This window comes from Streptomyces sp. DG2A-72, from assembly GCF_030499575.1.
Classification (GTDB): domain Bacteria; phylum Actinomycetota; class Actinomycetes; order Streptomycetales; family Streptomycetaceae; genus Streptomyces.
The window spans coordinates 3,420,815-3,436,539 of sequence record NZ_JASTLC010000001.1 but is presented as its reverse complement, the minus strand read 5'-3'; the positions used below and the strand labels follow the sequence as shown (position 1 = coordinate 3,436,539).

Annotated in this window: 14 protein-coding genes and 1 pseudogene; 11 read left to right on the top strand and 4 right to left on the bottom strand. The window is 70.1% G+C overall.

The features are described 5' to 3' along the window. The first annotated feature begins 53 nt into the window (after positions 1 to 53). Entirely contained in the window at positions 54 to 341 is a 288-nt protein-coding gene (locus QQY66_RS16305; RefSeq protein ID WP_301981074.1) for a hypothetical protein, read from the top strand. 137 nt (positions 342 to 478) lie between these two features. Here QQY66_RS16305 and QQY66_RS16300 read toward each other — a convergent pair whose 3' ends face one another. After that, the gene (locus QQY66_RS16300) at positions 479 to 1,072 is read right to left on the bottom strand and encodes a TetR/AcrR family transcriptional regulator (protein WP_301981073.1); all 594 of its coding nucleotides are present in this window, start codon (positions 1,070 to 1,072) and stop codon (positions 479 to 481) included. A gap of 130 nt (positions 1,073 to 1,202) precedes the next feature. On the opposite strand from QQY66_RS16300, the gene QQY66_RS16295 reads away from it, so the two are divergent. Further along, the gene (locus QQY66_RS16295; protein ID WP_301981072.1) at positions 1,203 to 2,666 is read left to right on the top strand and encodes an FAD-dependent monooxygenase; all 1,464 of its coding nucleotides are present in this window, start codon (positions 1,203 to 1,205) and stop codon (positions 2,664 to 2,666) included. A 63-nt stretch (positions 2,667 to 2,729) separates the two neighbouring features. Here QQY66_RS16295 and QQY66_RS16290 read toward each other — a convergent pair whose 3' ends face one another. Next, the gene (locus QQY66_RS16290; protein WP_301981071.1) at positions 2,730 to 3,608 is read right to left on the bottom strand and encodes a trypsin-like serine protease; all 879 of its coding nucleotides are present in this window, start codon (positions 3,606 to 3,608) and stop codon (positions 2,730 to 2,732) included. A gap of 301 nt (positions 3,609 to 3,909) precedes the next feature. On the opposite strand from QQY66_RS16290, the gene QQY66_RS16285 reads away from it, so the two are divergent. The 6 genes and pseudogenes from QQY66_RS16285 to QQY66_RS16260 all read left to right on the top strand — a co-directional run bounded on the left by QQY66_RS16285 (position 3,910) and on the right by QQY66_RS16260 (position 9,943). After that, positions 3,910 to 4,767: a DMT family transporter gene (locus QQY66_RS16285; protein ID WP_301987337.1), complete on the top strand. Its 858-nt coding sequence runs from the start codon at positions 3,910 to 3,912 to the stop codon at positions 4,765 to 4,767. Between the two features lie 9 nt (positions 4,768 to 4,776). Then, positions 4,777 to 5,673 (top strand): LysR substrate-binding domain-containing protein, encoded by an 897-nt coding sequence (locus QQY66_RS16280; protein WP_301981070.1) that lies wholly within the window; start codon positions 4,777 to 4,779, stop codon positions 5,671 to 5,673. A 223-nt stretch (positions 5,674 to 5,896) separates the two neighbouring features. Continuing rightward, positions 5,897 to 8,215 (top strand): xanthine dehydrogenase subunit D, encoded by a 2,319-nt coding sequence (gene pucD / locus QQY66_RS16275; protein WP_301981068.1) that lies wholly within the window; start codon positions 5,897 to 5,899, stop codon positions 8,213 to 8,215. Between the two features lie 34 nt (positions 8,216 to 8,249). Then, positions 8,250 to 8,753 carry a nucleoside deaminase gene (locus QQY66_RS16270; RefSeq protein WP_301981067.1) on the top strand — a complete coding sequence of 168 codons (504 nt, stop codon included), beginning with the start codon at positions 8,250 to 8,252 and terminating at the stop codon, positions 8,751 to 8,753. Between the two features lie 44 nt (positions 8,754 to 8,797). Further along, a pseudogene (locus QQY66_RS16265) lies at positions 8,798 to 9,454 on the top strand (hypothetical protein); the annotation flags it as partial. Between the two features lie 294 nt (positions 9,455 to 9,748). Beyond that, positions 9,749 to 9,943, top strand: a complete 195-nt coding sequence (locus tag QQY66_RS16260; protein WP_301981066.1) for a hypothetical protein — start codon at positions 9,749 to 9,751, stop codon at positions 9,941 to 9,943. A 57-nt stretch (positions 9,944 to 10,000) separates the two neighbouring features. Here QQY66_RS16260 and pepN read toward each other — a convergent pair whose 3' ends face one another. After that, positions 10,001 to 12,571: an aminopeptidase N gene (gene pepN, locus QQY66_RS16255; RefSeq protein WP_301981065.1), complete on the bottom strand. Its 2,571-nt coding sequence runs from the start codon at positions 12,569 to 12,571 to the stop codon at positions 10,001 to 10,003. 121 nt (positions 12,572 to 12,692) lie between these two features. Between pepN and QQY66_RS16250 the strand changes: the two genes are divergently transcribed. Next, a complete protein-coding gene (locus QQY66_RS16250) occupies positions 12,693 to 13,163 on the top strand; it encodes a DUF1203 domain-containing protein (RefSeq protein ID WP_301981064.1) in 471 nt (156 codons plus the stop codon). A gap of 34 nt (positions 13,164 to 13,197) precedes the next feature. On the opposite strand, the gene QQY66_RS16245 is transcribed toward QQY66_RS16250, so the two are convergent. Further along, positions 13,198 to 14,214: an aspartate-semialdehyde dehydrogenase gene (locus tag QQY66_RS16245; protein ID WP_301981062.1), complete on the bottom strand. Its 1,017-nt coding sequence runs from the start codon at positions 14,212 to 14,214 to the stop codon at positions 13,198 to 13,200. A gap of 208 nt (positions 14,215 to 14,422) precedes the next feature. Here QQY66_RS16245 and QQY66_RS16240 point away from each other — a divergent pair, with 208 nt between their 5' ends. Further along, positions 14,423 to 14,944, top strand: coding sequence for a sigma-70 family RNA polymerase sigma factor (locus tag QQY66_RS16240; protein ID WP_301981061.1), 522 nt, complete (start codon positions 14,423 to 14,425; stop codon positions 14,942 to 14,944). 1 nt (position 14,945) lies between these two features. After that, the gene (locus tag QQY66_RS16235) at positions 14,946 to 15,686 is read left to right on the top strand and encodes a hypothetical protein (protein WP_301981060.1); all 741 of its coding nucleotides are present in this window, start codon (positions 14,946 to 14,948) and stop codon (positions 15,684 to 15,686) included. Positions 15,687 to 15,725 lie beyond the last annotated feature (39 nt).

Here is a 15,725-nt window from a genome sequence, read left to right as displayed (position 1 = left end):
TCTTACGGCACCCCGGACGCGCGTCCCCACCCGGCGTTGGATACTTTGGCTCCGTGGACAAGAAGAACGCCCTGCGCGCCGGCGCCCTGGCTGCCGGTACGACGCTGATGATGCTGCTCATGTCGTCCCCCGCGCTCGCGCTCACCCGCGACGACGGCGACGACCCCGGCACGGGCCTGAGCGTCATCGAGACGCTGGGCCTGTTCGTCCTGGCCCCGCTCGCCCTCTTCGCGGTCATCGCCGGCCTGGTGATGGTCCTCGACCGGTCCACGGACCGTCAGCCGAAGTCCAAGGCCGTGGCCAAGCGGAAGACCCGGACCGAGGCGGAAGCGAAGGTCTGAGTTCCCGAGGCCCGACGCCTGATTCGAGGGGCGTCCGAGCCGAGGCCGACGTCTGAACCGAGGGGCGCCGACCCCGCCGTACGTACGCGCAGCAGCCGTACGTGGGCGAGGTCGGCGCCTTCTCGCGTTCCGGGGTGTCAGGGACTCGGTGCCGTCAGATACCTCTGCACCGTCGGCCCCAGCCACGCCACGATCTCTCCGCGGCTGAGCGCCACGGCCGGCGGGAACTTCAGGACGTAGCGGGTCAGCGCCAGCCCGAGCATCTGCGTCGCCACCAGCCCGGCCCGCGCCGGGATCTGCTCGGGGTCGGGACAGGCGTACCGGGCGACCGGCAGGACCTGGTCCCGGAAGATGCCCTGCATCCGCTCGGCGCCCGCCTGATTGGTGGCGCCGACCCGCAGCAGGGCCGTGAGTTCCTCGTTCTCCTCCCACATGGTGAGGAAGTGCGTCACGAGGGTCTCGCCGACGACCTGCCGGGGCAGCGCGGCGAACTCCGGCAGCCGCAGATCGACGGAGACCGCCGCCGCGAACAGGCCTTCTTTGTTGCCGAAGTAGCGCATCACCATCGACGGATCGATGTTCGCGTCCTTGGCGATGGCGCGGATGGTGGCCCGCTCGTATCCGTCGGTCGCGAAGCGCTCGCGGGCGGCGGCGAGGATCGCGGTGCGGGTGGCGTCGGAGCGGCGGGACGGTGCGGGGGGCTTGCTGTCGGTGGGCTTGCTGTCGGTCATGCCAACAAACGTAGGCCAACACGTGTTGACACGTCCAGGGCGGCGGCTCTACGTTTGTCAACGAGCGTTGGTCAACAGTTGTTGGCAAACGAACGTTGGCAAGCAAGCGTTGGCATCCAGGGAGGCCACCATGAACGGCACCGGCACGGGCACCGGAAACGGCACCACCCCCTCCGTCATCGTCGTCGGCTCCGGCCCCACCGGCCTGCTCCTCGCCGGTGACCTCGCCACCGCCGGCGTCCCCGTCACCCTCCTCGAAAAGCGCCCCCACAAGATCAGCAACCTCTCCCGCGCCTTCGGTGTGCACGCCCGTACCCTGGAGCAGCTCGACGCCCGCGGCCTCGCCGACCCGCTGCTCGCCACCGGCGACACCATCACCGGCCTGCGTCTCTTCCGCCGGCTCACGCTCGACCTGGGCATGCTGCCGTCCCGCTTCCCGTTCCTGCTGATCACCCCGCAGTACGAGGTCGAGCGGCTGCTGGAGCGGCGGGCGCGCGAGGCCGGGGTGGAGTTCGTGTACGAGAGCGAGGTCGTAGGCCTGCGGCAGGACGAAGACGGCGTCGACCTCGACGTACGCGGCCCGGACGGCGAGGTCACCGCTCACCGCGCGGCCTACGTCGTCGGCGCGGACGGCCACCACAGCGCCGTACGCCGGGCGATCGGCCTGCCCTTCCCCGGCGTCTCCGTCATCAAGTCGATGTTCCTGGCGGACGTGCGGCTCGCGCAGCGGCCCGAAGGCGTGCTCACCGTCAACGGCGCCGGGGATGCCTTCGCGATGATCGCGTCCTTCGGCGACGGCTGGTACCGCGTCATGGGCTGGAACCGCCGCAACGAGGCGGCCGACGACGCCCCGCTCGACCTCGACGAGATCAAGGAGGTCACCCGCCGCGCCCTCGGCACCGACTACGGCATGCATGACGCGCGCTGGCTCTCCCGTTTCCACAGCGACGAGCGCCAGGCGCCGGAGTACCGCGTCGGCCGGGTCTTCCTCGCCGGGGACGCCGCGCACATCCACTCACCGGCCGGCGGCCAGGGCATGAACACCGGCCTCCAGGACGCGGCCAACCTCGGCTGGAAGCTCGCCGCGGCCGTCCAGGGCTGGGCTCCCGAGGGTCTCCTCGACACCTACCAGGCCGAACGCCACCCCGTCGGCAAGGCGGTCCTGCGCAGCAGCGGCGGGCTGGTCCGGCTGGCCCGCGCACAGAGCTCCGTACTGCGTACCGTACGCACGCTCGTCTCGGCCTTCGTCAACGTGGCCCGCCCCGCCCAGCGCAAGGCCCTCGCTCAGATCTCCGGCCTCGGCTACAAGTACCCGGCCCCCCGCGGCTCCCACCGCCTCACCGGCACCCGAGTCCCCGACGCCGCCCTCAAGAGCGGCCGTCTCTACGAGGCGCTGCGCGGCGGCCGCTTCGTGCTGATCACGCCCGAGGGGTACGACGAGAGGGGCGCCCGCGAGGACCGGCTGGCCGTCGAGCACTGGGCCGGAGGCCGCCGTACGACCCTGCTCGTGCGCCCCGACGGATACGTGGCCTGGGCGGCGGACTCCGCCGAACCGGCCGCGATCGAGGCCGCGCTCGCCGCGCATCTGGGGTGAGGGCGCGTGGACGAAGGGGCCGGGAAGAGCGGATCGCTCTTCCCGGCCCCTCCGTCGGCAGCCTTAGGGAAGCGTGACGAACGGCGACAGGAACGCGCGGGCGCCCGGAGTGTCCAGGCGGTACGTCACATTGGTCGCGTAGCACGGGGTGTCGCCGGTGATGGTGGTGGCGGCCAGGACGTTCTTCCCGCCGATCACCGCGAAGTTGGGGCCGCCGGAGTCGCCGTAGCAGGCACCGCCGTTGCCCTGCGGGGCGGTCATCGCCAGGCGTACCCAGGAGTTGTTGAGCGCGTCGAAGGTGACGGGTGCCTTCATGCGGACGCCGCCGCCGGGGTGGGTCTGGCCGCCGGGGCCGTTGACGGCCTCCTGGGTGCCGTATCCGGCGACGAACCAGTCGGTGGAGTTGAGGCCCCGCGGGCCGAGCGCGCCGAGCTGACCGGCGGTCGGGAGGGTCGCGGGCGTGAAGGACCAGCGGGACTTCATCTTCGCGGCGGAGAGTTCGATCACGGAGATGTCGTGGGTGTCGGACGCGGGCCCGGGGAAGTCGGGGTGGCTGTGGGCCGTGCCCTGGACCGCGACGGCGTTCGCCAGGGCGGCCGGGTCGCCCGGGTACTTCTTCGCGGCGGCGTCGAGGCCGGACTGCACGTCCTGGTCCAGCGACACGTAGAACTTGACGTTGTCCGGCCAGTCGGTGGTGCAGTGCGCGGCCGTCAGGAAGGTGTCCGCGTCGATCATGGTGCCGGAGCAGACCCAGTCGACCCGGTCCGGCGTCGCGGGGTTGTCGTCGTTGTCCCACGTGGCGACGAGCGCGCCGACCTCGGTGCGCTCGGGGGCGGGCGTCGCGTTGTAGGAGTTGATGGCCGAGGCCGGCAGCGCGGTGGCGAGCACGGCCGCACAGGCCGCCGCGGTGACGGCGGTGGCGGTGACGCGTATGACTGACAAAAGAACTACCCCTTCGGCAGGTGGGAGTGGGTGTTCTCCTGTGGGGAGGTGGGCCAAGTGAAGCGCCTGGGGAGCGTCGGGACAAGAGCGTGATCGATTCATAGGGAAAGCCCTAGCGATCATTCAGTTCTGCTGAAAGGAACGCTCGAAAAGTTTCGATGGACGTGACGATTCACGCGCTGCGACGGTGGATCCACCGCGATCACCGACCAGCGAAAGGACCTCCGTGGCCGTCGTAGCCGACCGGACCACCACCACTTCTTCCTCTTCTTCCTCTACGACATCGAGGGCGGCCCCCTTTCTGGGGATCGCCCTCGCCGCCCTGGCCACCCTCGTCTGGTCCGGCAGCTTCGTCACCTCCCGTGCGCTGGGCGACAGCGTGCCGCCCGTCCAGCACGCCTTCTGGCGCTGGGTGGTGGCACTGGTGGCCGTCTCCCCGTTCGGCGCCCGGCAGGCCTGGCGGCAACGGAAGCTGATCCGGCGTCATCTCGGCTATGTACTCCTCGCCTCCCTCCTCGGCGTGACCGTCTACAACACCCTCGTCAACCAGGCCGGAGTGTCCACGCCCGCCGCCACCATGGGCATGATCACGGCCGCGGCGCCGGTGCTGATGGCGGTGTACGAGCGGGCGAGCGGCGTACGGCTCGGCGCCCGCCGGGTGGCCGGGCTGCTGATCGCCTGCGCGGGCGTAGTGCTGCTCGTGGGCGGCGGAGCCGGCTTCGCGGTGGGCGACCTCTGGATGGTCGCCGCGGCCTGCTGCTTCGGCGGGTACAGCGCACTGCTGCGCCGCAGGCCCGCCGAACTCGGCGGCACCGCCTTCCTGTTCACCACCTTCCTCTTCGGCACGACCCTGCTGCTGCCCGCCCAGGCCGTGAGCCTCGCCGTACAGGGCGGCTTCGAGCCGACGACCGGAACCGTACTGCCCCTCCTCTACGTCGGCATCGCCTCCTCCGCACTCGCCTTCTTCGCCTGGAACACCGCGATCGCACTCGTCGGCCCGACCCGCGCCGGCGTCGTCTACTACCTCCAGCCGGTCTGTGTGGCCCTGCTGTCCTGGGCGCTGCTCGGCGAGACGACCGGCCCGGCGCAGCTGCTGTGCATGGCGCTGATCCTGGGCGGGGTCGTGCTGGGTGCCGGGTCGCGGCGTGGCGCCGGATAGGTTGCCGCCATGGCCGAGTGGGACATCCGGAAGCTGCAGATCCTGCGGACGCTGCGGGAACAGGGCACCGTCACGGCGACCGCCAAGGTGCTGCGGATGACCCCGTCGGCCGTCTCCCAGCAGCTGACCAACCTGGCCAAGCAGATCGGGGTGCCGCTGCTGGAGGCGCAGGGGCGGCGCGTGCGGCTCACGGACGCGGCACGGCTGGTGCTGCGCCATGCCGAGGTGGTGTTCGAGCAACTGGAGCGTGCGGACGCCGAGTTGGCGGCGTACGCGCACGGCGAGGTCGGCGAGGTGCGGGTCGGCGCCTTCTCGACCGCGGTGCCCGCCCTGGTCGTACCGGCCGTGAAGGCGCTGCGGGCCACGCATCCCGGGGTCGGCGTGCGGGTGCGGGAGGCCGAGGCGGGGCAGGCGTACGAGCTGCTGGCCGCCGGGGACGTGGATCTGGCCCTGTCCTTGGCGGCCCAGGCGCCGAGCGAGGCGGATCCGCGCTTCACCCGGGTGCCGCTGCTCGCCGATCCGCTGGACCTCGCCCTCCCGCACGACCATCCGCTCGCCTTCGCCGAGGGGCTGCGGCTGGCCGACCTCGCCGCCGAGCCGTGGATCTTCGGGGGCAGCGGGCCCTGGTCCGACATCACGCGGGGGGCGTGCGAGGCGGCCGGGTTCAGCCCGTATCAGGGGCATTCGGCGGCCGGGTGGACCGCGATCCTGGCGATGGTGGAGGCGGGGATGGGGGTGGCTCTGGTGCCGCGGATGGTGGGGGCGCGGCGCGAGGGCGTGGTGATGCGGGAGCTCGGGGACGATCGGCCGGTGCGGCATGTGGTGGCGGCGGTGCGGAAGGGCGCGGAGGACGCACCGGCGGTCGGCCGGGTGCTCGTTGCCCTGCGGAGTGCTGCCGCCGGCTGATCACAGGGCTGGAGTTCCAGGAGTTTCCCAAGGCCGCGGGCCTGACCGGCGCTCGTAGAAAGCTACGAAAAGCCGCTCCCTGCCTGCGGTCGCTTTCATGTCATCCACTCCTGGCTGCCTGCGTTCGGTTGGCTGTCTACTCCTCAACAGTTGGTTGAGATCGACGTGGATCACTGACTTTCCGAACGGACGAGGATCTCGTGACAAAGGCGGATGCTTCCGGATGACCAGCCAGACCTCTCCCGCCCGCACCCCGCAGGACCTCAAAGAGGCCATCAGCGGCGGGATCGGCGACAGCCCGCTCCGACCGGACGGAACGCTCAAGGTGAGCGGGGAGTACGCCTACTCCTCGGACCTGTGGGCGGAGGACATGCTCTGGGGCGCGACCCTGCGCAGCCCTCACCCCTATGCGCGGATCAACTCGATCGACATCTCGCCCGCGCTCAAACACCCCGGCGTGTACGCGGTGCTGACCCACAAGGACATACCCGGCGAGAACATCTACGGCCTGAAGGTCTCCGACACACCGGTGCTCGCCGAGGACATCGTGCGCTACCAGGGCGAGCCAGTCGCCCTCGTGGCCGCCGACCACCCGGAGACGGCACGCCGGGCACTGGCGAAGATCGTGGTCGACTACGACGTACTCGAACCGATCACCGACCCGGAGCGGGCCGCACACGACGACACGCTGCCCAAGCTGCACCCCGGCGGCAACGTGGTGCGCTACCAGCCGATCATCAAGGGCGACCCGGAGGCAAAGGCCGACGTCGTGGTCTCCGACGTGTACACCCTCGGCATGCAGGACCAGGCGTTCCTCGGGCCGGAGTCCGGTCTGGCCATCCCGGACGAGGACGGCGGGGTCGACCTGTTCATCGCCACCCAGTGGCTGCACGTGGACCAGAAGCAGACGGCGCGGGCGCTCGGGCTCCCGGTCGACAAGGTGCGCTTCACCATGTCCGGTGTCGGCGGCGCCTTCGGTGGCCGCGAGGACCTGTCCATGCAGATCCACTGCTGCCTGCTGGCGCTGCACACCGGCAAGCCGGTGAAGATGGTCTACAACCGGCAGGAGTCCTTCTACGGCCATGTGCACCGGCACCCCGCCAAGATGTACTACGAGCACGGCGCGACCAGGGACGGCAAGCTCGTCTACATCAAGGCGCAGATGTACTTCGACGGCGGCGCGTACGCCTCCAAGACCCCGGTCGTGGTCAGCAACGCCACCTCGCTGGGCACCGGACCGTACGAGGTGCCCAACGTCCGGATCGAGGGCTGGGGCCTCTACACGAACAACCCGCCGTGCGGCGCGATGCGCGGCCTCGGCGCCGTGCAGCCGGCGTACGCCTACGAGTCCCAGATGGACAAGCTCGCCAAGGCGCTGGACATGGACCCGGTACGGCTGCGGCAGCTCAACGCCGTCGAAGAGGGCTCGACCCTGCACACCGGGCAGGTGCTGGATTCCCCCGCGCCGGTCTCCGAGTTGCTGGAACGGCTCAAGCGGCTCCCGCTGCCGCCTCAGAACCCGACCGGCCCGGCGGACGTCCGCAGCCTGCCGGGCGGGCTGTCCAACACCACGCACGGCGAAGGCGTCGTCCGGGGCGTCGGCTACAGCGTGATCATCAAGAACGTCTCCTACGCGGAAGGCGTCGACGACTACTCCACGGCGCGGGTGCGGCTGCAGGCCATCGGCGGTGAACCGGTCGCGATGGTGCACACCGCGGCGGCCGAGGTCGGGCAGGGCCTGGTCACCGTGCAGCAGCAGATCGCCCGTACCGAACTCGGCGTGGAGCGGGTGAACATCCACCCGACCGACACCAACGTCGGTGACGCGGGCTCGAGTTCGGCCTCCCGGCAGACCTACATCACCGGCGGTGCCGTCCGGAACGCGTGCGAAGCCGTCCGCGAGGCGCTCTTCGACCGGGTCGCCCAGCGCTTCGGCCAGAACCCCGCCGATCTGTCGCTCTCCGGCGGCAAGGTCGTGTCCCACGCCACCGGTTTCGTCGCCGATCTCGTCGAGGTGCTCGGTGACGACGTGATCGAGGAGACCAGGGAGTACCACCACCTCCAGACCTACGCGATGGACCCGGAGACCGGACAGAGCCGGCGGGTCCACGTCCAGCACGCCTACGCCGCGCACCGGGCGGTGGTGGACGTCGACACCGAGCTGGGTCTGGTCAAGGTCGTACAGCTGGACTGTGCGCAGGACGTCGGCAAGGCGATCAACCCGGACGCCGTCGTCGGACAGATCCAGGGCGGTTCCGCACAGGGGCTCGGCCTTGCCGTGATGGAGGAGATCCAGGTCAAGGACGGCAAGATCCGCAACCCGTCGTTCACCGACTATCTGATCCCGACCATCCTGGACACGCCCCCGATGGCGGTGGACGTGATCGAGAGGGCCGACCCGAACGCGCCGTACGGCGTGCGGGGTGTCGGCGAACCACCCACCATCTCCGCCACCCCCGCGGTCGTCAACGCCATCCGCAATGCGACGGGGCTGAACCTGACGCACACGCCGGTGTCCCCGAAGCACATCTGCGGCGCATAGCCCCCACTCTTCGAGAACGAAAAGAGGAACGACCATGACCACGCACACCCAGGAAACGAGCGTCCACGCGTCCGAGCGCGCCTGGATGGAAGAGGCGATCAGCCTCGCCACCACCAGCGTCACCAACGGCGGCGGCCCCTTCGGCGCGCTGGTTGCCAAGAACGGCGAGGTCGTCGCGCTCGGCAACAACCAGGTCACCTCGGCCCTGGACCCGACGGCGCACGCCGAGGTGAGCGCGATGCGCGCCGCCTGCAAGGTTCTGGACACCTTCTCGCTCGACGGCTGCGTCCTGATCACGTCGTGCGAGCCATGTCCGATGTGCCTTTCCTCCGCACTGTGGGCGCGAGTCGACCGGATCGTCTACGCCGCCGACCGGCACGACGCCGCGGTGGCCGGCTTCGACGACCGCAAGTTCTACGATCTGTTCGAGAAGAAGCCCAAGTCGATGTGGCCGACGTCGGTCGAGCAGTTGAACCTGCCGAACCGTACGGCGCCGTTCGACGCCTGGCTGGCCAAGTCCGATCGCGTCGATTACTGACAAGGGGCGCTCGTGCACATCGAGCGCAAGCACACGATGCACCGCTGATCGCCGCGCAGGAGTCCGAGGAACCACACGCGATCGGGGTGGCCGCCTGGCTGGCAGCCCAGGCCCATCGCGACGCGGGACTGGCACATTTCGACGCTGCCGACGCGGTGAACCTGGAGACGCTCGCGTTCTTGGAACCGTTGTTGCCTGATGCATCGGACGACGTCCTCGCCATCACGGGGGCGCTCACCTTCGAAGCCGGGTATACGGCTGCCCGGCGCGGTGAAACGGGTACGGCCTGGCGGTATTGGGACCGGGCACGGGCCATGGCCGACCGGTTGCCGGAGAACTACTACCACCCCATGACGTCCTTCTCGCGGGCTGTCATGGGGGCGCACGCGGTCACCGTGGCCGTGGAACTGCACCAAGGCGGCGAGTCCGTACGACAGGCGGAGGCGGCCGACGCCGTTTCCATCCCATCCCGTCCCCGCCAGGCCCGGCACCGTATCGAGGAAGCTCGCGGCTACCAGCTTGACGGACAGCCCGATGTCGCGCTCGCCACGCTCAACCAGGCACACGAGGCCGCTCCCGAGACGATCAAGTACAACGGCTACGCGAAGCGGATCGTCCTTGAGGAAGCCGAGTCCAAGAACCCCGCCCGACGCCGACGTGCCTCCGAACTTGCCGTAAAGCTGGGCCTCTTGGCCGCATGACAGCCTGACCGCAGGGGCACAAAGTGTGCCTCTGCATCGCTCGAACCGCTCCTAGGGTCGAAGACCGACAGACCCCGGCAACCGCTCGCGACGGTCCCGGGGCGTGGCCAACGCTACGAAGGAGCGTCGACGTTGCACTGTGTATCACAGGCACTTGAATGGGTGAGAGCACTTCTGTTCGGGCCGAGAGGGCCCGAACAGCCTGCTCGTGTCGGTCCGGTCTCACGTCGGGCTCCGGAGGCCGGTCCGAGCCTGGTGGGTGACTGCCCGTCACTCCAGATGTGGGGCGCCATCTTGGCGGGCGCGCGTCGCCGCCGGGCGCCGCATCTGTGGCCAGACAGCGAGACGCCCGTCTTCCCGGACGACGTGAGCACCAACGCCGTGGTGGGCACCTACGACGGCTGTGAGGAAGGACGGGAACTGTGGGGCGTGTACCGGCTCGCGCGCATCGACAGGCCGGAGCCGGAGAAGCTTCGGCCTGCTGACTGACCGTACGAAAGAGGGCGCCCGGCATCGCGCCGGGCGCCCCCATCGACGTACGACGGACTACTGCACCGCGTCCGCCGCCTGTGCCTTCAGCGCGCGCTCCACGCCCGCGCGTGACTCCGAGACCAGCCGGCGCAGGGCCGCGTTGGGCTCGGCGGAGGTCAGCCAGGTGTCTGTCTTGGCCAGGGTTTCCGGGGAGACCTGGAGGGTCGGGTAGAGGCCGACGGCGATCTGCTGGGCGATCTCGTGGGAGCGGGATTCCCAGATGCCCTTGACGACCTCGAAGAACGTGTTGGTGTACGGGGCCAGCAGCTCGCGCTGGTCGGTCTGGACGAAGCCCGAGATGACGGCTTCCTGGACGGCGTTGGGCAGCTTGTCGGAGTCGATGACCGACGCCCAGGCCTCGGCCTTCGCCTCCACAGTGGGCCGGGCCGCGCGGGCGGTGGCGGCGTGCCGCTCGCCCGCCGCCGTCTTGTCCCGCTCGTACTCGCCCGCGATCTCCGCCTCGTCGAACCGGCCGACGGCGGCGAGCCGCTGGACGAACGCCCAGCGCAGCTCGGTGTCGACGGCCAGGCCCTCCATCGTCTGCGAACCGTCCAGCAGCGCCTCCAGCAGGTCCAGCTGCTCCGGCGTACGAGCCGTCGCCGCGAACGCCCGCGCCCACGCCAGCTGGTGGTCGCCGCCCGGCTCCGCCGACCGCAGCTGGGCCAGCGTGGCGTCGGTCCAGCGGGTGAGCAGGGCCTCGCGGGCGGCCGGGTCGGCGTACAGGTCGATCGCCAGCTTCACCTGGCGCTGCAGCGACTGCACGACACCGATGTCGGACTCCTTGCCGATGCCGGACAGCACGAGGGAGAGGTAGTCGCGGGTGGCGAGTTCCGCGTCCCGCGTCATGTCCCACGCCGACGCCCAGCACAGGGCGCGCGGCAGCGACGCCTCGAAGTCGCCGAGGTGGTCCGTGACGAAGGACAGGGACTGCTCGTCCAGGCGGACCTTCGCGTACGACAGGTCGTCGTCGTTGAGCAGGACCACGTCCGGGCGGCGCTTGCCCACCAGCTGCGGTACGGCCGTCAGCTCGCCGTCGACGTCCAGCTCCACGCGCTCGTCGCGCAGCAGCTTGCCGCTGTCGTCATCGAGCGCGTACAGGCCGACCGCGATGCGGTGCGGGCGCAGCGTCGGCTCGCCCTTGGCGCCCGCCGGGAGCGCGGGGGCCTCCTGGCGGATCGCGAAGGAGGTGATCACGCCGCTGTCGTCCGTCTCGATCTCCGGGCGCAGGATGTTGATGCCGGCCGTCTCCAGCCACAGCTTCGACCAGGTCTTCAGGTCGCGCCCGGAGGTCTCCTCCAGCGCGCCGAGCAGGTCCGACAGGCGCGTGTTGCCGTACGCGTGCGCCTTGAAGTACGCCTGTACGCCCCGGAAGAACTCGTCCATGCCGACGTACGCGACGAGCTGCTTGAGGACGCTCGCGCCCTTCGCGTACGTGATGCCGTCGAAGTTGACGAGCACGTCGTCGAGGTCGCGGATCTCGGCCATGATCGGGTGCGTCGAGGGCAGCTGGTCCTGGCGGTACGCCCACGTCTTCATGGAGTTGGCGAAGGTCGTCCAGGAGTGCGGCCAGCGCAACTCGGGGGAGTACGCCTGGCAGGCGATGGACGTGTACGTGGCGAACGACTCGTTCAGCCACAGGTCGTTCCACCACTCCATGGTGACCAGGTCGCCGAACCACATGTGGGCCAGCTCGTGCAGGATCGTCTCGGCCCGCACCTCGTACGCGGCGTCGGTCACCTTCGACCGGAACACGTACTGGTCGCGGATCGTCACCGCGCCCGCGTTCTCCATCGCGCCCGCGTTGAACTCCGGCACGAACAGCTGGTCGTACTTCTTGAACGGGTACGTGTAGTCGAACTTCTCCTGGAACCAGTCGAAGCCCTGCCGGGTCACCTCGAAGATCGCGTCCGAGTCGAGGAACTCGGCGAGGGAGGGGCGGCAGTAGATGCCGAGCGGGACGGACTGCCCGTTCTTCTCGTACACGCTGTGCACGGAGTGGTACGGCCCGACGATGAGCGCCGTGATGTACGTCGAGATCCGCGGCGTCGGCTCGAAGACCCAGGTGTCGTCCTTGGGCTCCGGCGTCGGCGAGTTGGAGACGACCGTCCAGCCCGTCGGCGCCTTCACGGTGAACTGGAACGTGGCCTTCAGGTCCGGCTGCTCGAAGGAGGCGAAGACCCGCCGGGCGTCCGGCACCTCGAACTGGGTGTAGAGGTAGGCCTGGTTGTCGACCGGGTCGACGAACCGGTGCAGGCCCTCTCCGGTGTTGGTGTACGCGCAGTCGGCAACGACACGGAGGATGTTGCGGCCTTCCAGCAGCCCCGGCAGGGCGATCCGGGAGTCCTTGAACACCTCGTCGGCATCCAGCGGATCCCCGTTGAGCGTGATCTCGTGGACGGTCGGGGCGACCAGGTCGATGAAGGACTCCGCGCCGGTTTCGGCGACGTCGAAGCGCACCGTGGTCACGGACCGGTAGGTACCGCCCTCCTGCGCGCCGGAGAGGTCGAGATCGATCTCGTACGAGTCAACGCTGAGCAGCTTGGCTCGCTGCTGCGCCTCTTCGCGAGTCAGGTTTGTGCCAGGCACGCGGTCATCTCCTCGATATGGGTGGCTTCGGCGGTTCAGTCATCCTTCCATGGGACCTGAGAGAAACGCGATGTCCGGTTCCCGCCGGTGAACAGGCGGTACGAACGGGAGCCTGGCGTACATGACGACGTACATCGCACGACCGATCGAGGCACCGGTGCTGAAGGAGCTGCGTTCTGCTGACGATCAGGGCCGCGAGATGGTTCCCGTGACGGACGAGGAGGGCGGCGCCCCGCTGCGCTGCTGCCTGCGCCACAGCGAGCCGGGCGAGAGGATCGCTCTGGTCTCCTACGCCCCGCTGCGCCGCTGGGCGGCCCGGACGGGCGCGGCTCCGGGGGCGTACGACGAGCAGGGCCCGGTGTTCGTCCACGCGGGGGAATGCCCCGGCCCGGAGGACGACGCCCTGCCGTTCACCAACTCCCGCCGTGCGCTGCGGCGCTACTCCGCCGAGGGGCACATCCTGGGCGGAGAGCTCGTGGAGCGGGACTTCGAGACGGCCCTCACGAACGCATTCGACGACCCGGCCGTGGCGCTGGTCCACGTCCGGGCCGTCGAGTACGGCTGCTTCTACTACGAGGTGCGCAGGCCCTAGGGGCCCTTGAGCGCGGCAGGGCCCTTGCTGCCGGTCAGCCCTTCAGCTCCGCCGCCACCAGCTCCGCGATCTGTACCGCGTTCAGGGCGGCGCCCTTGCGGAGGTTGTCGCTGGAGACGAAGAGGGCGAGGCCGTTGTCGACGGTCTCGTCGGTGCGGATGCGGCCGACGTACGACGGGTCCTGGCCGGCCGCCTGGAGGGGGGTGGGGATGTCGGAGAGCTCCACGCCCGGGGCGCCGGCCAGCAGCTCGGTGGCGCGCTCGGCGCTGATCGGGCGGGCGAAACGGGCGTTGACCTGGAGGGAGTGGCCGGAGAAGACCGGGACGCGCACACAGGTGCCGGAGACCTTGAGATCCGGGATCTCCAGGATCCTGCGGGACTCGTTGCGCAGCTTCTGCTCCTCGTCGGTCTCGTTCAGACCGTCGTCGACGATCGAACCGGCCAGCGGAAGCACATTGAAGGCGATGGGGCGCTTGTAGACACCAGGCTCGGGGAAGTCGACCGCGCCGCCGTCGTGGGTGAGCCGGTCGGCGTCGGCGACCACCTTCTGCGCCTGCCCGTGCAGCTCCGCCACGCCCGCGAGACCCGAGCCGGACACGGCCTGGTAGGTGGCGACGACCAGCGCTTCGAGGCCCGCCTCCGCGTGCAGCGGCTTCAGGACCGGCATCGCGGCCATCGTCGTGCAGTTCGGGTTGGCGATGATGCCCTTGGGGCGGTCGGCGATCGCGTGCGGGTTCACCTCGGACACCACCAGGGGTACGTCCGGGTCCTTGCGCCAGGCCGACGAGTTGTCGATCACGACCGCGCCCTGGGAGGCGACCTTCTCGGCCAGCGCCCTGGAGGTCGCGCCGCCCGCGGAGAACAGCACGATGTCCAGGCCGCTGTAGTCGGCGGTCGCCGCGTCCTCCACCGTCACGCCGTCCAGGGTCGTCCCCGCGGAGCGGGCCGAGGCGAACAGACGCAGCTCGGTGACCGGAAAGGCACGCTCCGTGATGATCCTGCGCATGACCGTGCCGACCTGCCCGGTGGCTCCGACGATTCCGACCCTCACGGCGACTCCCTCTGCGTGTACATACGTGTCTGCGGCTTATCCATCATGCGGCCGACCCCGGTCCGCCTGTCCAATTCTTTGCGCTCCATGCCCGAGGAGTGGAACACCGGGCAGTGTGACGTACGCCTCGGGCAGATTTCCCGAGGATCCGCCGAACGTTTCCGTGCGCTGCGGCGTCGTAGAGGAAACGCGGTGAGGGGGGTGGCTTGTGCTGCGCAGAAAGGCCCGCCGTGACCAGGGGGGCGATGATCCTCTGGACGCGGCTCAGGAACGCCGGGTGCGGGCGGTGCTCGCGCTGGGCGGTGTGCCGCAGACGGACCTGCCGGACGGGGTGCAGCAGGTCCGCCTGCGGCTGCTGGAGCGGGCGGCGAAGGGGTACGAGGCCCCGCGCGACGTCTCCGCATGGGCGGCCGTGGTCGCCTCCAACCTCGCCATGGACTGGCACCGCGCAAAGCGCCGCCAGGAACGGCTCGGCGAGCGCCTGGCCTCCCTGCGCCAGCTGGAGCACCCCTCCGGCGAGGACACCAGCGTGCTCTCCCTCGCCGTCGCCCAGGGCCTGGACGAGCTGCCCGACTCCCAGCGCCAGGTCCTCGTCCTGCGTTTCTACGCCGATCTGCCCGTCCGTTCGATAGCCGACGAACTCGGCATCCCGGAAGGCACGGTCAAGAGCAGGCTGCACACGGCGGTACGGGCTCTGCGCGCCCGCCTGCACGAGGACGAGGTGGTGTGACATGACCGCCGAACACAACGGCACCGACGCGCTGATGGCCGCGCTCACCGACGAGCCGCTGACGGACGAGGCCCGCGCGGACGCCGCCTTCATGACCGAGCACGAGTCGGCACTCGCCGATCTGGAGCTGCTGCGCGAGCAGTTGGGGGCCATCGGGGACGCGCTGGCCGCCGAGCCGGCGAAGAAGAAGGCCGAGAAACCCGCTCCAGCGGTACGGCAGCGGGGGCGCCGGACGCTGAGGTTCGCGCTGGGCGGACTCGCGGTGGCGTGTGCCGCCTCGCTGTTCGCGGGGATGGGGTGGCTTGTCGTGCAGGCCGGGTCGGGGACGGACGACAGCGGCAGTGGCACGGTGGCGGAAGCCAGCGCCTCTGACAGCTCGGGGAAGGCGGAGAGCGACAGCTCGGGAAAGGCGGAGAGCCTGTCGAAGAGCCGCGCCCGCTACCTCGCCTGCGCCCACCTCGTCGTCGAGGGCACGGTCACCGCCGTGGTGCCGGTCCCCGGCACCGCACAGGAACGCGTCACCCTGGACGTCACCCGCTCCTACAAGCCCGCCAAGGGCGAGGACGAGGTCGTCTTCGTCATGGACGAGGACATTCTCAACAAGGGCGACCACGCCCTGATCGGCCTCCCGCGGAACGCGGCCTCGCCCGACATGTGGGCCGTCGGCAGGAAGGACATCGCCCGCGAACGCGCCTGGATCACCAGGGCCCTGCCCGAGTCCCGCACCCTCACCTGCGAATGAGAAAGAGAAAGGGGCGGGCGCCCGAAAGGACGCCCGCCC

Bases quoted from the DNA above. Each gene is read 5' to 3' on its own strand.
- pucD (WP_301981068.1), top strand. From the start codon at position 5,897: ATGACCAGCCAGACCTCTCCCGCCCGCACCCCGCAGGACCTCAAAGAG.
- QQY66_RS16235 (WP_301981060.1), top strand. From the start codon at position 14,946: ATGACCGCCGAACACAACGGCACCGACGCGCTGATGGCCGCGCTCACC.
- QQY66_RS16300 (WP_301981073.1), bottom strand. From the start codon at position 1,072: ATGACCGACAGCAAGCCCACCGACAGCAAGCCCCCCGCACCGTCCCGC.
- QQY66_RS16250 (WP_301981064.1), top strand. From the start codon at position 12,693: ATGACGACGTACATCGCACGACCGATCGAGGCACCGGTGCTGAAGGAG.
- QQY66_RS16280 (WP_301981070.1), top strand. From the start codon at position 4,777: ATGGCCGAGTGGGACATCCGGAAGCTGCAGATCCTGCGGACGCTGCGG.
- QQY66_RS16270 (WP_301981067.1), top strand. From the start codon at position 8,250: ATGACCACGCACACCCAGGAAACGAGCGTCCACGCGTCCGAGCGCGCC.
- QQY66_RS16295 (WP_301981072.1), top strand. From the start codon at position 1,203: ATGAACGGCACCGGCACGGGCACCGGAAACGGCACCACCCCCTCCGTC.